Origin of the sequence: Geobacillus sp., assembly GCF_017515625.1 — a bacterium.
Lineage (GTDB): Bacteria > Bacillota > Bacilli > Bacillales > Anoxybacillaceae > Geobacillus > Geobacillus stearothermophilus.
Genome location: NZ_JAFWFM010000045.1, coordinates 1 through 14,991 on the forward strand (window position 1 = coordinate 1; position 14,991 = coordinate 14,991).

The window sequence follows — 14,991 nt, forward strand, 5'->3', positions numbered from 1 at the left end:
CAACAACACGACGAACGAAACGCCCGGGACGCCGGCGATTCCTTTGGACGTCACCATCAAGACGAGTACGAGCGAAATTTGTTGCGACAGCGGCATGTCAATGCCATAGAGTTGGGCGATAAATACAGCCGCCAGCGCCTGATACAACGTCGACCCATCCAAGTTGAACGAATAGCCGGTCGGAACGACAAAGGATGTTACAGCCTTTGAACAACCGAATTTCTCCATTTTTTCCATAACCTTAGGCAACACGGTTTCCGAGCTCGACGTGCTATAGGCAAGCACTAATTCATCCTTTAAGATTTTTATAATATGGAAAATATTTGTACCTACCAATTTGGCCACAGCGCCAAGCACCACCAACACGAAGAACGCCATGACCGCATAAACGAGCACAACAAGCTTGCTGAGCGGAAGGAGCGAAGCGACGCCGAATTTCGACACCGTCACGCCGATCAAGGCGAAAACGCCAAACGGCGCAAACTTCATCACTTGGTTCGTCACATAAAACATCGCTTCCGCTGTGCCTTGGAAAAAGCGAAGCACCGGTTTCCCTTTTTCACCGATCGCGGCTACGCCCAACCCGAACATCACCGAGAAGAAGATGATCGGCAGCATATTCCCGGTCGACAGCGCTTCAAACACGTTTTTCGGCACGATGTTGACAAATGTTTCAACCATCGAATGGTGCTGCACTTCGTTCGTCGTATCGACATACGACTGGATATCCGTTTTCTCAAGCGACTTCATATTGACGCCGACGCCTGGTTGGAAAATGTTCGCTGCCAAGAGGCCGACGATAATGGCAATCGTCGTAATGATCTCAAAATAAAGGATCGTTTTGCCGCCCAACTTTCCGAGCTTTTTCACATCACCGACGTTGGCGACGCCGACAATCAAGCTCGAGACGACGATCGGGATGACGATCATCTTAATTAAACGGAGAAAAACATCTCCGATCGGCTGCAAATACGTCGCTACTTTAGGGCTTCCGTAAAAAATGGCCCCAACCATAATCCCGAGAATAAGGCCGATGAAAATTTGCCATGCCAAGCCGATCTTGCGCATGATGCTTTTTCGCCTCCTTTAGACAAATTTGGACAAAAGACGACAAAATTATTTTACTTTTGAAAATAAAATCTGTCAATATTTTTGATTGAAATCGCTTCATCAAAGGATATAAATGAAAGAATTCAGTTTTTTTAAAATAATTTCTATTCTTCCACTACTGAAAAAGCGGGTCGCTGCACCAGCAACCCGCTTTTGTTATGACCGCCGTTTTTCTTTTTCCTGCCGATAAAACTCGTGAAACATTTTCATTAATGCCCGTTTTTCAATGCGCGAGACATAGCTTCTCGAGATGCCGAGCTCTTTGGCGATTTCACGCTGCGTTTTTTCCCGCTGCCGACCGAGGCCAAAGCGATTGATGATCACCTCTTTTTCCCGCTCATCAAGCACGCTGATATATTGTTTGACTTGTTCGAGCTCCATGTTCAAGTGGATTTCATCGACGATGTCTTCGCCTTCGGCTTTTAAAATATCAAGCAGGCTGATTTCGTTTCCTTCTTTGTCCTGGCCGATTGGCTCATGCAACGAGACGTCTTTGCGCGTTTTTTTTAATGAACGCAGGTGCATCAGGATTTCGTTCTCGATACATCGAGCCGCATACGTTGCCAGCTTCGTTCCTTTGCCCGGCGAATAGCTTTCAATCGCCTTGATCAAGCCGATCGTGCCAATGGAGATTAAATCCTCGACCTCTTCTCCCGTATTTTCAAACTTTTTCACAATGTGGGCAACAAGGCGCAAGTTGTGTTCGATGAGCCGGTTGCGGGCTTGCTCGTCGCCTTTTGCCATCAGCGCCAAATACTTTTCCTCTTCTTGAGCGCTTAACGGCTGGGGAAACGCATTGTTTTTAATATACGAGACAAGAAACGTCAGCTCTTTCAACAGAAACGTAAACGCCGTGAAAATGCCGGACATGCTCTCACCCCCGCCTGTTGTCATCGGCGGAAACCGCCTATCGTTATGTATATGCAGGGGCGATGTTGTCCGTGTCTGGACAAAAAATTCAGCCGACCCCCTTTACGAGGCCGGCTGCGGGCAAACGTGCCACCCGTATCAGTGAACAAACACACTCATTTCTTGTGTTGCAGCTCGCCTGCTGTTCCCCTCCCATCCTAGACAGGCGCCCGCCTTGTTACACTCCTGCTTCGGCGCTCACTTCCGCAGCGATGACGAGCGCAATCGACGCCGTAATCACAACTGCCGTGACGATGGCGAACATCCCCATTTCCTCCTTGGCCTTCTCGTTTATTTTTATTTTACCAAAGAAGACGGGGAACGCTTCTGCCACATTTTGAACAATTCATGAAATTCGACGGTCAACAACAGCGCGCGGAGCACCGATCGCACTTTCGACTAAGTCAAGTGGTGTTTCCCCTTTGCTTTATCCACGTCACCAGCCATACGAGTACAATGGACATACATCGTCTCCCCTTTCATCCTTCATTGCTGAACATGTTTACAACAATCGTTGATGGAAAAAGCATTTGCGGTCAACAAGCTCCTCCTCGGCTGCACGCGCGAACCGCTTCTCTTCCCTGTTCCCCTGCCGCGGCTTTCTTCGCTCAATCGTGATCGTGAGAAAAAACCCACCTTTCGGCAAAAGGCGGGTTTACGGTTCAAACGGGTTCTCTTCTTCAAGCTGACAGACATAACGGGCAGCGCGGCGCGAGCAGTACAACGCCGCCGCCAAACACCCGGCAACCGCCAGCAAGGCGAACGGTTTTTTCGCTACCTCAAGCGCTCCCGGGATGATCGTCCCTAAATAGAAAAACACACCGAGCGAGAACAAGACAAGGCTGTACATCTTGAAATCGCCCGCCTTCGCCCGCAGCTCGTCTCGTTGCTGCTCGTTCAAGCCCGATCCCTCCTCTCCCCTTTCACTGTATCATACATGAACGGAAGGGAGGAGCGGCAATTTCAGCCAAGCGCCTGCGCCAAATCGTCGAGCAAATCGTTCACATCCTCAAGCCCGACGGACAGGCGGATGAGTCCGTCTGTAATACCGAGCTGTTCGCGCCGCTCTTTCGGAATCGAGGCGTGCGTCATTTTCCCCGGCAGCGAAATTAAACTTTCGACCGCCCCTAAGCTTTCGGCAAGCGTAAAGTAGCGTACGCGCGACAGCACGTTCTCCGCGCGCTCCAAGCTGCCGACATCAAACGAAATCATGCCGCCGAATCCACGCATTTGTTGTTTGGCCAGCTCATGGTTCGGATGATTTGGAAGGCCTGGATAATAGACGCGGGCAACGGACGTATGCTCGGCCAAAAAGGCGGCAATGGCGCGCGCGTTTCGTTCATGCTCTTCCATCCGCACGCCAAGCGTTTTGATCCCGCGCATAAGCAGCCACGAGTCTTGCGGGCCGAGCACGCCTCCGGTTGAATTTTGCACATAATGGAGCCGTTCGGCAAGCTCCGGCGTGCGGACAACCGCCAACCCGGCGACGACGTCGCTATGGCCGCCTAAATATTTCGTCGCGCTGTGGATGACGATATCGGCGCCAAGCGCAAGCGGTGTTTGAAAGTACGGAGTGGAAAACGTATTATCGACGATCAACAGCAGCCCGCGAGCACGGGCAATGGCGGCGGCGGCTTGCAAGTCAGTGATTTTCAAAAGCGGATTCGTCGGCGTTTCAACGTAAATCGCCTTCGTGTTTGGGCGAATATGCGCTTCAATGTTGGCGACATCGCTCGTGTCGACGAACGTCGCCTCAAGCCCGAACCGGTTCAGCACGTTCGTCATGACGCGGTACGTGCCGCCATAGACGTCGTCGGTCAGCACGATATGGTCGCCGTTTTGAAACAGCATCATGACAGCCGTAATGGCGGCCATGCCGGAAGCAAACGCAAACCCGGCTTCGCCGCCTTCAAGGTCGGCAATGAGCTTTTCGAGCGCCGCGCGCGTCGGATTGCCGGTGCGCGAGTATTCAAACCCTTTATGTTTGCCGACTTCCTCTTGTTTGTACGTGCTCACTTGATAAATTGGGACCGACACCGCCCCAGTGTACGGGTCGCCTGCGATGCCGCCATGGATGAGCATCGTCTTTCGTCTCATCTTATCGCCCACCTTCGTAAATGTTTTTGCTTAAATATCGCTCGCTCCCGTCGGGGAAAATGACAACGATGTTCGTCCCGGGCTTCGCTTGTTCCGCCTCGAGCAAAGCGGCATGAAACGCGGCGCCGGACGAGCTGCCGACAAGCAGCCCTTCCCGCCTTGCCAGCTCGCTGACGCGGCGGAAAGCGTCGTCGTCGGAAATCGTGTAAATAGCGTCAAAATACTCCGGATCCATAAACGGCGGCAAAAACTCCATGCCGATTCCTTCGGTTCGGTGCGGCCCCGGCTCGCCTCCGCCTAAAATGGATCCTTCCGGCTCAACGATGACCGTTTTAATGGCCGGATTTTTTTCTTTTAAAAACGTCGCCGTCCCCATGAACGTGCCGCCCGAACCAGCGCCGGCAACAAAAACGTCGATTTGTCCGCCCAAGTCGTCCCACAACTCCGGCCCGAGCGTTTTGTAATACGTCCTTGGGTTGGCCGGGTTTTCGAACTGCTGGGGGCAATAGGCGCCCGGAATCGTGCGGGCGAGCTCTTCGGCTTTGCGAATCGCCCCCTCCATCCCCTCTTCGGTCGGCGTATGGACAATTTGCGCCCCAAGCGCCTTCATCAGCTGCTGCTTTTCAACGCTGAATTTTTCCGGTACGCAAAAAATGACGTTGACGTTCTTGCCGATCGCCGCCAGCGCCAAGCCGATGCCGGTGTTGCCGGCCGTCGGCTCAATGATCGTGCCCCCTTCTTTTAGTTTTCCCGACGCGAACGCCTCCTCGAGCAGCTCTTGCCCGAGCCGGTCTTTAATGCTTCCGCCTGGGTTGAAATACTCGAGCTTCGCAAACAAACGGACGCCTTCCGGCAACGGAAAGCGTGTAATCTCGATGACCGGCGTATGGCCGATTAATTCATGAATGCTTTTTGCTACCCGCATCGTTGGTCACTCCATTCCTCACGCTCATTTGGCGGCGGGACGGCTGCGTTTTGGCGTTTATTTTCGCTTCTGCATGGCGGACAACACAGCCAACACCAGTTGTGCAGAGTGTTTCGCCGCCGTCTCCAAAAACTGTTCAAACGACACATCCGACTCTTGACCGGCAATATCGGACAGCGCCCGAATCACCACAAACGGCGTCCCAAACTGCACGCACACTTGGGCGATGGCGGCTGCCTCCATTTCGACGGCGCACAGCTCCGGAAACTGGCTGCGCACAAATTTGACGCGTTCCGGATCGTTCATAAACGAATCGCCAGTCGCGATCAAACCGACCGCCGCCTGCAAACCGTCAAGCCGCGCTGCTGCCTGCTTCGCCGCCTCAACAAGCGCTCCATCGGCCCGGTAGCGCGCCGGCAAGCCGGGAACTTGCCCGTAGGCGTAGCCAAACGCCGTCACATCAACGTCATGGTGGACGACCTCATCGGAAATGACGAGATCGCCGACGCGCAACGACGGCAAAAATCCGCCGGCCGAGCCGGTGTTGATGACGAAATCAGGGCGGAATCGGTCAAGCAAAAGCGTCGTTCCCATCGCCGCATTCACCTTGCCGATGCCGGACTTGAGCAGCACCACCTCGGCACCGTCAAGGCGGCCGGTGGAAAACTCGCATCCGGCGATCACCGTTTCCTCGCGCCCTTCCATGCGTGCGCGCAAAATGGCCACTTCTTCTTCCATTGCTCCAATGATGGCTGCCTTCATCGTTCTCCCTCTTTCTATGTCGGTTGTTTCACCGCCTCCATCACCCAGACGAACGCGTTTTGCTGCGCAAAGGAGACGGAAAAGCCATGGCTGGCAAACAGCGAAGCCAATACGTCAAGCGTCGTGTAATATTCGCGCTCAAGATCGTCAGCCAAATCGTGGAAGCCGCGCTCCCGTGCGGCTTCGACAGCTTGGCGGAACGCCTTTTTGTCGCGAAACGCCGTATCGGCAAACACTATTTTACCACCAGTTTGGAGCAGTTGGCTATATTTGCCGAGCGCCTCGTCTTTTTCCTCATCCGTCAAATGGTGAAACGCGTACGTGCTGGCAATGGTGTCGACTGGCTCAGGAGGAACCGGAAATTGCAAAAAATCGCCGTCCATAATGACCGCCCGGCCGCCGAGCTTTTCCGCCGCTTTTTTTCTCATCGGCGCCGACGGCTCGATGCCGTATACCATTTTGCCGCGCTCCAGCAGCTTTTTCGTCAAATTGCCGGTGCCGACGCCAAATTCAAGCACAACACGGCCGGCTTTATCAGCGACAGTGTTTAAAATGCGATCATAACCGGCAAACACATCGCGGTATTGCTCATCTCCCCCTTCGACTGATCGATCGTATGACTCCGCCCATTGCTCGAACAAATCAAGAAATTCCCTGCCCATATGGCCTCACTCCATAAAGTTTATAATTCCTATAAACATAGTATTCTTTAGATGATAACCTGCTCCCACTGTACCATAACTTCTTCCGCCGTTCAATGATCGTGCTCGCTGTCATTTGTATTGTTCCCCATCGCCGCTTCTATTGCGCGGGTGGATGGAAGCGGGAAAATTTGCTACACTGTCGATGAAAGGAGGCAAAGACATGGTGAACATTTCCCTTGATTTGATTGAAGACAAAGTGGAGTTTTTTGAAGCTGACGACTTGCGAACGCTTGAAAAAAAAATCAACGAGCAAATCGAGCATAACAAAGCGCTGCTGCTTTCCGTCCATCATGTGTCGCACCAAATGCATGTCATGGAAAACGGGAAGCGGTTTTACAGTGCCGTCGTCCACTTTAAGGCAAAAAAATGACAGGCGTCCCTTCTAAGCGGGCACCTGTTCCCCTTCAAAAATCGCTACGGTTTTTCCCGCAGCTTTTGCACTTTCGTCGGCTTCCATCCTTCATTCGTCACCCATTCAATATACACTCGGTAATGGGCGGTCTGGTCTCTCGTTGAAATCGTCGCCACCGCTTTGTTCGGCCCATTGTTGCCGATGAACCAAACGATCATATCGTCCGGCGCGATGCCGGTCGCATAGCTGACCGCATCGAGCATTTCCTTCCAGTCCACCGAATCTTTTTTAAACACCGTTTCATGCGGCTCTGATTGCGTCGTGCCGACCGGCTGCCATGCCGGGTTGACGATTTCTTTTTCAATATTCGACCCCGGCGGCCCCGGCGTTGCCGTCACGTCTTGTTCGGCTTCCTCTTCAGCCGGTTCGGACTCGTCCCCGGAAGCAGCTTCCTCCGTTTCAGACGGCGCGGTCGGTTCTCCCGTTTCGATTTCGACCCGCTTCGCCCCATCCGCCCCCGCAGCCGGCTTCGCCTCAGCATCCGCCGCTTTATGGCTCGGCTCGCCGCCGAACAATATGTTCCAACCGACAATGAGAATGAGCAACACCACAACGGCGATTGCTCCATTGAGCCAGCGGTTGATTTTCCGCCGCTTGGCGCGGGTGGCAAAACGTGTTCCGGTTTGTTGCATCGGCCTCCCCCTCCTTTATGTGGCCGCAACGAATTCATTATATCGATTCGTCACTCCTGGTCGTTTTTGTTTCGGTCATACGCATAAAGCGCCTCAACCGCCGCGGCAAACACATCATTCGTGGCCGCCTGTCCGCTCGGGCAGTCGAGCTCGACGACGGCGAGGGCGTATTTCGGGCGGTCAGCTGGGAAATAGCCGGCAAACCATTTATTGATTAATTCGCTGCCGCCCTTCGTTTTTCCTGTCTCCGCCGTCCCGGATTTGCCGGCCACTTCGTACGGAAGCGAGCGAAAGCGGCGGCCGGTGCCGTCTTCATTGATGACGACGCCGCGCAGCAGCTGCTGGAGCTGCCTTGCCGTTTGCGGCGCAAGCGGCTCCTTGTCCGTCGCCGGCTCGGGTGAAAACGAAAACAACGTCGTCCCGTTTTTATACAGCACTTTGTCCACGACCCGCACCTTCAAGGCCTCGCCGCCGCGGGCGATCGTCGCCATCATGTTGGCGACGCCAAGCGGGGAGACGCGCACATCTTTTTGCCCAATGGCCGTTTGCGCCACGGCAAGCGGCACCCGCTTATCGCGCTTGTCGTGCCAAATCGTTCCTTTCTGCTCTTCTGGAAATTGACGGAAATGTTCCTCATGGTACACGGCTCCTTCCCAGCCGGCTGTCGGATACAACCCGAGCTTTTCCGCATACGTTTCCAATGCATCCGGGTCATGGCGAACGAGCTGTTTGCCGAGCGCGGCAAACGCGTTGTTGCAGCTGACGGCAAAGCTGTCGGCCAAGTTGAGCATGCCGTAGTCGTGCTCCTCATCCAGCGTCGTGCTGTCAATTTTTTTGCTGCAATCAAACATCGCAGCAGGCGAAGCCAGCCCTTCCTCAAGCGCCGCGGCGGCGACAACCGTTTTAAAGACGGAGCCGGGAATTTGCGGCAGCACCATTTGATTTTCCGCCCCGCTGTTTTTATACGGGTCGCGTGGATTCATATTGGGGCGGCTTACCATGGCGAGCACGCTGCTGTCGTCCACATCGAGCAGGACGAGCCCGCCTTTTTTCAACCCGTACCGGTCCACGATTTGCTCCATTTCTTGCTGGATATCACGATCGAGCGTCGTTTGGACAGTCGCCGGGTAAAACGGATTGCCCGGGTCGCTGTATTTCACATCAAGCCCAAACAGCGGCCTTCCTTCAGCGTCAACGTGGTACAACAGCTTCGTTTCGCCATCTGTGAGCAAAAACTCGTCGAACGCCTTCTCAAGCCCTTGAATGCCAACTTCAGCCTGCGGCGGGAGCGAACGCTTCGGATAGCGCATGCGCAGAAGCTTCTCATCCTTCCGGGTAAAGCCAAGCAAATGCGGCGCATACACCGTCTCAAGCGGATATTGTTTCTTGACGGCAAAAACCCCGGGGATGCGCAAGTCGTTAATTTGCTTCATTTGGCTGGCGCTTAAGGTGAGCGGCTCGCCGTCTTGCTGCAGGATGAACGGGCCGTTTGCCTCCTCAAGCTGGCGGCGGATGTCTTCCACCGTAACGCCGGCGATGCGGGCGACTTGCTCAATCGGCCATTTCATCGTCGCCAAAAACGGAAACAGCACAAGCGACGGCACGTACCGCTTTGTCAGCGGGCGGCCATTCCGATCGACGAACGAGCCGCGCCCGTCGTCAATCGTCAGCTCCTGCGTACGCTGGGCGACGCTTTCCGCGATTAAATTGCGGCCGGCAAACGATTCCGAATCAATGAGCTGGATTTGCGCTAACCGGCCGATCAGCAGCAGCAAGGCAGCCTGGATGAGCACGATGGTGACGATTGTCCGTTTTTTCCACATAATGAAAACACCTCATCATCAGTTTCGACGAGGTGTTTTCCTTTCAAACGTGCCGTCGGCGGCGATTTGCTGCAGCCTTCATTCGGAGCGGCCCGGACGCGGTGGTCCGCCTGTTTATTTGACCGCCACGATTTTGACCAGCATTTCCCCGCCCGGCGTTTGCACCGTCACCTCATCGCCGACGCGGCGGCCGAGAAGCGATTTGGCAATCGGCGAGTCGTTGGAAATTTTCCCTTCGAACGGGTCGGCCTCGGCGCTGCCGACGATCGTGTACGTCTCTTCTTCGCCGTCCGGAAGCTCGATGAACGTCACCGACTTGCCAAGCGAGACGACATCCGGGTTTTCTTTGTCTTCTTCAATGATGACGGCGTTGCGGATCATATTTTCAAGCATTTGAATGCGCGATTCCACAAACGCTTGCTCGTCTTTCGCGGCGTCATATTCCGAGTTTTCCGACAGATCCCCGAACCCGCGGGCGATTTTGATTCGTTCAACGACTTCTTTCCGCTTGACCGTTTTTAAGTACTCAAGCTCTTGTTCCAGTTTCTCTTTTCCCTCTTTCGTCATTGGATACTGCTTTTCATTCGCCATTTGTCTCACTCCTCTATGTTTTGCATTATGTAAAACGTACGAACAGAAAAACAACTGTTCGTACGCTTACTTGGTATATAATATATTGTTTTGTCTCTGTTATGTTATTATAAAAACGCTTTTTGTTCAAGAACTGTGCGAATTTTTGCCACCATTAAATCGATGGCGACTGCGTTTTGCCCGCCTTCTGGAATGATCACGTCCGCGTAGCGTTTCGTCGGTTCGACAAACTGGTTGTGCATCGGCCGCACGACGGACAAATACTGCTCAATGACCGAATCAAACGTGCGGCCGCGCTCTTTCATATCGCGGATGAGGCGGCGGATGATGCGAATGTCCGGGTCGGTGTCGACGTACACTTTGATGTCCATCAAATTGCGGAGCCGCTCATCCTCCAAAACGAGAATGCCTTCCAAAATAATGACATCCTTCGGCTCGACGCGGACGACTTCGTTCGAACGGGTATGCAGCTTATAGTCATACACCGGCTTGTCGATCGGCTCGTAGCGAAGCAGCCGATGAACGTGCTCGATCAACAAGTCGTTGTCAAACGCCAACGGATGGTCGTAGTTCGTCTTCAGCCGCTCTTCAAACGGGAGATGGCTTTGGTCCTTGTAATAAAAATCTTGCTCGAGCACAAGAATCGAGTGATCGCCGAAATGGTCATAAATTGCGCGGGCGACGCTCGTCTTTCCCGAGCCGGAGCCGCCGGCGACGCCGATAACAACGGGCTTGTCCGCCATCTCAATTCTCCTTTCTCATCATGTTGTACGGGAAGAGAGGGCGTTTGACTCGCACTTTGACGATTTGCAGCGGGTGGCGGGCCGCATCGAGCTTGTTGCCATCTTCATCCCAAATAGTATCGATCACTTGGGTAAAGTTTTCGATTTCCGGGCCGAAAAATTCGACCTCATCACCCGGTTTAAAATGGTTGCGCTGCTGGATGGTGGCGATGCCGGTCTCCGGATCGTAGCCAAGCACAAGGCCGGCAAACTCATGTGTCGTCTTCCGGCTGTGCGTGCCGTACATATGGTTCGTATAATCCGGAAACCCGTCAAAAAACGACGGCGCTGTTTCGCGGTTGGCGCACTTGTCAAGCTCCCGCACCCACTCTTCGCGGATCGTGAAATGATCCGGGTCGGCACAGTAGGCGTCAATCACTTTCCGGTAGACGCTCACAACCGTCGCCACATAATGGATCGACTTCATCCGCCCTTCAATTTTCAAGCTGTCAACGCCAAGCTCAATCATCGCCGGAATGGCGCGGATGAGGTTTAAATCTTTCGCGCTCATGGCAAACGGAGCATCGCCCTCAGCAAACAGCGGGATTTCCCGGCCGTCAGCCAGCTGGTACAAGTCATAGTCCCAGCGGCACGACTGGCAGCACCCGCCGCGGTTCGAGTCGCGCGCCGTCATATGGTTGCTCAACACGCAGCGGCCCGAGTAGGCGGAACACATCGCTCCGTGGATGAACGCCTCGATTTCGATATCGACTTTTTCTTTGATTTGCCGAATTTCCTCGGCGCTTACCTCGCGGGCGAGCACGACCCGCTCGAGCCCTTCCTCTTTCCAAAACTGGACCGCTTTCCAGTTCGAAAGCGATTGCTGGGTGCTTAAATGCACTTCAAGCTTCGGCGCCACCCGGCGCGCCGTCTCAATAATGAGCGGGTCGGCGACGATAATGCCATGGACGCCGGCATCTTCGAGCGCCCGCAAATAGTCGTCAAGGCCGGGAATGTTTTCATTATGCGCATAAATGTTGGCCGTGACGTATACTTTTGCTCCGTATCGGTTGGCAAATTCAACTCCTTCGCGAATTTCGTCAATCGTGAAGTTGTCGGCGTTGGCGCGCAGGCTGTACTCTTGGCCGCCGATAAAGACGGCATCCGCCCCGTAATGGACGGCAATTTTCAGCTTTTCCAGGTTGCCGGCCGGCGCAAGCAATTCCGGTTTTTTCACAATGACGCGCTTGCCGTCAACGATTTCGGAAATGCGGTCGTTTTTCAGCAGCATTCGTTCTCCCTCCTTTGTCAATAAATCGTCTCTTTGAAGAAAAATCCGGTGTCCAATCGGCGGTGCGGCGGTTGGAGCGCCTCAACAGCGGCAAGCAGCTCCTCTTTTTTCCGCTCATACTGCTCGCGGTCTTTGGCGCACATATCAATGGCGCGGCGGTACAGCTTTGTCACTTCCGTAATGTAGCGAGGCTCATGCAAAATGCCATCGATTTTGAAGCTGTCAATGCCGGCTTCGATCATGTCGCCAAGCTCGTCGATGATGCAAACATCGTTTGGGCTCATAATATGCGTGCCGTTTTCATCTTCAAAAATCGGATATTTGTTGTCGCGCTCCTTGTCGTATAAAAACATCCCTTTTTCATATTTTTTTCGTTCAATTTCCATCACTTTTCCTTGATACTCGAAGTAGTTGCCGATGAGCGAACGCTTCGATTGGTACATGCACGTCGCCCCATGCACTTGCACTTCGATTTCCACTTCGGCATGGGCTTTGATTTCCAAAATGGCGTCCATGTTCAACTCGCGGGCCAAGACAGCGCGCTTCGCTCCTTTTCGCCCCCAATAGTTGCACGTATACCAGTTCGTCGCCGTCGTTTCCGTGCTCCAGTGGAGCTTCATATGAGGGGCGGCCTCGCGAACCGTCAACAGCACGGCCGGGTCGCCAAACACGATGGCGTCAGCGCCGGCGGCGGCGACAAAAGCGATATAATCGCCCAGTTCATCGACTTTGTCATTATGAAAAATGGCGTTCATCGCCACATACACGTTCATGCCGTGCCGGTGAGCCGCTTCGATGGCCGCAGCAACGTCGGCGCGGGAAAATTCGCCGGCAAGCCGCAAGCCATAGCGCTGTTCGCCGATCATTACAGCGTCCGCTCCCGCTTCAGCCAATTCCTCAATATGGAAAACGCTCGTCGGCGTGACGAGCAATTCCGGTTTTTTCATTCTCGTTCACCTCGTTTTTTCGATATAGCCAGCCCGTCTCCAACGGGAATGATGACCGTGTCGTAATCGCTCCGGGCCATCAGCCATTCATTGTAGCGCCGGATTTTTTGCGCGATGTTCCACAGCCGCTTATTGCCCGCAGGCTCTTCAGCCGCGACAAGCCCTTTAAACAGCACGTTGTCGCTAATGACAAGGCCGCCCTCGGCCAGAAGCGGCTCATACAGCGTAAAAAAGCGCTCATATTGCCCTTTGGCCGCGTCGATAAACAGCACATCAAACGGCGCCGCCGCTGCCGCATCCGCCACAGCGTCAAGCGCATCGCCCAAAATCACCTCAATCCGTCCGGCTATGTTCATTTTCTCGATATAAAAACGGGCGCGCTCGTACCGCTCCCGGTCTTTTTCAATCGTCACAATGCGCACATCCGGCAGCGCCTTCGCCATCCGGATCGCCGAATAGCCGATCGCGGTGCCGATTTCCAAAATGCGGCGCGGCGCAGCCAAGTTCAACACAAACAGCAGCACTTCCATGCTCACCGGATCGATGATCGGCACGCGCTGTTCGCGGGCGTACCGCTCCATTTCCGCGATTTCTGCATCCGGCGCCGGGCGCAACTGCCGCAAATAACGGACGATATGTTCTGAAAGCAAGAGGACTCCTCCTCCGTCGATCATGTCATCAGCATGAAAAATAAGAGCCGCCAACCGACTCTTATCGTTGGCCGCCGCCCGATTCAGGCGGGGGCGCTGTTCAACTTTATTATAGTATCATAAACGGGCAAAAAAGCGAAGCCGTTTTGCCCATTGAGCAAGCAACTTCCAGTTTGCGCTATTGTTTCCCAATGTATTTCGCTTTTTCGCGGTTATGCTCGGCGAGCGTTTTCGTGAAAATGACGTCGCCCGCCGGAGTGGCCAGAAAGTATAAATAGTCGGTCGCAGCCGGCTGAAGCGCCGCTTCGATCGACATCTCGCCGGCGTTGGCGATCGGACCGGGCGGCAGCCCTTGATGAATGTAGGTATTATACGGCGAATCAACTTGCAAGTCTTTATACAGCACCCGATCTTTATGTTTGCCGAGCGCGTACAGGACGGTCGGATCGGTTTGCAGCGGCATGCCGATGCGCAGCCGGTTGTAAAAGACGCTGGCGATTTTTTCGCGGTCGGCTTTCTCGGTCGCCTCTTCTTCGATTAACGACGACATGGTCAACAATCGATGCGGCGACAATTGTTTTTCTTTCATCGTCTCTTTGTATTGACCGAGCACCTCCGCCGTTTTCGCGACCATCGCCTCAATGATCTCCGGAAGCGGCGGCTTTTGGTCGGCAAACACGTAAGTGGCCGGAAACAGGTAGCCTTCAAGCGGATAACGAATGCCGCGCTGAAAAATGTCCGCTGTCAACAACTCAGGGTACGTGCGGCGAAGCTGTTCAATATACGCGCGATCGTTCAACAGCTTCATCACGTCTTCCTGCTTGTACCCGGTTTTGGCGGCGATGATGGCAGCGATTTGCACAAGCTGCGATCCTTCTGGAATGGTGAGCTTCAATCCGATTTTTAGCGACCGGCCGGTTTGCAATAGCTCGATGATGCGCGCCATCGGCATCGCCCGCGTCAGCTCATACTCCCCCGTTTGAAAGCCTGACTCGTTTTTCCAGCGAACATAGAAGCGAAAGACGGCCGCGCTTTTAATGAGCCGCTTTCGTTCAAGCTGTTCGGCAATATCCGCCGCCGATGAGCCGACCGGAATCGACACATGGACAGGAGTGCGGTCGTTCGGAGCAACCGGCTGGAACGCCGAACGGATGTAGAAAAAACTGCCGGCGCCGGCGATGACGAGTGCAGCCACCAGGGCGGCGCAGACGATCAAGACGGTTTTCCGTCCAAGCCGCGCCTTGGGCGCCTTGAAACCATTCTGGTTCATTTCCAGCCTCCCTCTAGAAATGTTGATTTATCAAGGCTTTTCGGCCCCTCAGGGGTGTCCAAAAAATATTTTTCGACAAAATCCCTTACATCCTTTTTCAGTTTTGTGGATATCTTACAGACCTAGGGTGCGCTTCGCGGCCACGG

16 protein-coding genes are annotated in these 14,991 nt (G+C 54.0%); 1 reads left to right on the top strand and 15 read right to left on the bottom strand.

Annotated elements, in window-relative coordinates; translation table 11 throughout:
- The 7 genes from IKE44_RS02725 to IKE44_RS02760 form a co-directional block, all read right to left on the bottom strand.
- A partial coding sequence (locus tag IKE44_RS02725) for a cation:dicarboxylate symporter family transporter (protein ID WP_287464938.1) occupies positions 1–1,068 on the bottom strand: 1,068 nt, incomplete at its 3' end.
- A gap of 198 nt (positions 1,069–1,266) precedes the next feature.
- Positions 1,267–1,980 carry an RNA polymerase sporulation sigma factor SigK gene (sigK, locus tag IKE44_RS02730; RefSeq protein ID WP_020278372.1) on the bottom strand — a complete coding sequence of 238 codons (714 nt, stop codon included), beginning with the start codon at positions 1,978–1,980 and terminating at the stop codon, positions 1,267–1,269.
- Positions 1,981–2,674: 694 nt separating this feature from the next.
- Positions 2,675–2,920, bottom strand: coding sequence for a YrhC family protein (locus tag IKE44_RS02740; RefSeq protein ID WP_287464939.1), 246 nt, complete (start codon positions 2,918–2,920; stop codon positions 2,675–2,677).
- 62 nt (positions 2,921–2,982) lie between these two features.
- Positions 2,983–4,116 carry a bifunctional cystathionine gamma-lyase/homocysteine desulfhydrase gene (locus IKE44_RS02745; RefSeq protein WP_033011952.1) on the bottom strand — a complete coding sequence of 378 codons (1,134 nt, stop codon included), beginning with the start codon at positions 4,114–4,116 and terminating at the stop codon, positions 2,983–2,985.
- 1 nt (position 4,117) lies between these two features.
- Positions 4,118–5,041, bottom strand: a complete 924-nt coding sequence (locus IKE44_RS02750; protein ID WP_033011950.1) for a PLP-dependent cysteine synthase family protein — start codon at positions 5,039–5,041, stop codon at positions 4,118–4,120.
- 57 nt (positions 5,042–5,098) lie between these two features.
- On the bottom strand, positions 5,099–5,803 hold the full coding sequence (gene mtnN, locus IKE44_RS02755; RefSeq protein ID WP_061580799.1) for a 5'-methylthioadenosine/S-adenosylhomocysteine nucleosidase: 705 nt from the start codon (positions 5,801–5,803) through the stop codon (positions 5,099–5,101).
- A gap of 14 nt (positions 5,804–5,817) precedes the next feature.
- A complete protein-coding gene (locus IKE44_RS02760) occupies positions 5,818–6,465 on the bottom strand; it encodes a class I SAM-dependent methyltransferase (protein ID WP_287464942.1) in 648 nt (215 codons plus the stop codon).
- A gap of 202 nt (positions 6,466–6,667) precedes the next feature.
- Between IKE44_RS02760 and IKE44_RS02765 the strand changes: the two genes are divergently transcribed.
- Positions 6,668–6,877 (top strand): YrzA family protein, encoded by a 210-nt coding sequence (locus IKE44_RS02765; protein ID WP_063165193.1) that lies wholly within the window; start codon positions 6,668–6,670, stop codon positions 6,875–6,877.
- 44 nt (positions 6,878–6,921) lie between these two features.
- Here IKE44_RS02765 and IKE44_RS02770 read toward each other — a convergent pair whose 3' ends face one another.
- The 8 genes from IKE44_RS02770 to mltG form a co-directional block, all read right to left on the bottom strand.
- Positions 6,922–7,551: a YrrS family protein gene (locus tag IKE44_RS02770; protein WP_033011947.1), complete on the bottom strand. Its 630-nt coding sequence runs from the start codon at positions 7,549–7,551 to the stop codon at positions 6,922–6,924.
- Positions 7,552–7,601: 50 nt separating this feature from the next.
- Positions 7,602–9,374 carry a peptidoglycan D,D-transpeptidase FtsI family protein gene (locus IKE44_RS02775; protein WP_287464944.1) on the bottom strand — a complete coding sequence of 591 codons (1,773 nt, stop codon included), beginning with the start codon at positions 9,372–9,374 and terminating at the stop codon, positions 7,602–7,604.
- 114 nt (positions 9,375–9,488) lie between these two features.
- Positions 9,489–9,965, bottom strand: a complete 477-nt coding sequence (gene greA / locus IKE44_RS02780; protein WP_011232025.1) for a transcription elongation factor GreA — start codon at positions 9,963–9,965, stop codon at positions 9,489–9,491.
- Positions 9,966–10,072: 107 nt separating this feature from the next.
- Positions 10,073–10,708: a uridine kinase gene (gene udk / locus IKE44_RS02785; protein WP_033014751.1), complete on the bottom strand. Its 636-nt coding sequence runs from the start codon at positions 10,706–10,708 to the stop codon at positions 10,073–10,075.
- A 1-nt stretch (position 10,709) separates the two neighbouring features.
- On the bottom strand, positions 10,710–11,978 hold the full coding sequence (locus tag IKE44_RS02790) for a peptidase U32 family protein (RefSeq protein ID WP_033014753.1): 1,269 nt from the start codon (positions 11,976–11,978) through the stop codon (positions 10,710–10,712).
- A gap of 17 nt (positions 11,979–11,995) precedes the next feature.
- A complete protein-coding gene (locus tag IKE44_RS02795; RefSeq protein WP_287464947.1) occupies positions 11,996–12,925 on the bottom strand; it encodes a peptidase U32 family protein in 930 nt (309 codons plus the stop codon).
- Entirely contained in the window at positions 12,922–13,575 is a 654-nt protein-coding gene (locus IKE44_RS02800) for an O-methyltransferase (protein ID WP_033014754.1), read from the bottom strand. The genes IKE44_RS02795 and IKE44_RS02800 overlap by 4 nt, the downstream gene beginning before the upstream one ends.
- Before the next feature lie 178 nt (positions 13,576–13,753).
- Complete coding sequence (gene mltG, locus IKE44_RS02805) at positions 13,754–14,845, bottom strand: endolytic transglycosylase MltG (RefSeq protein ID WP_287464949.1); 1,092 nt, start codon at positions 14,843–14,845, stop codon at positions 13,754–13,756.
- Between the last annotated feature and the right edge of the window lie 146 nt (positions 14,846–14,991).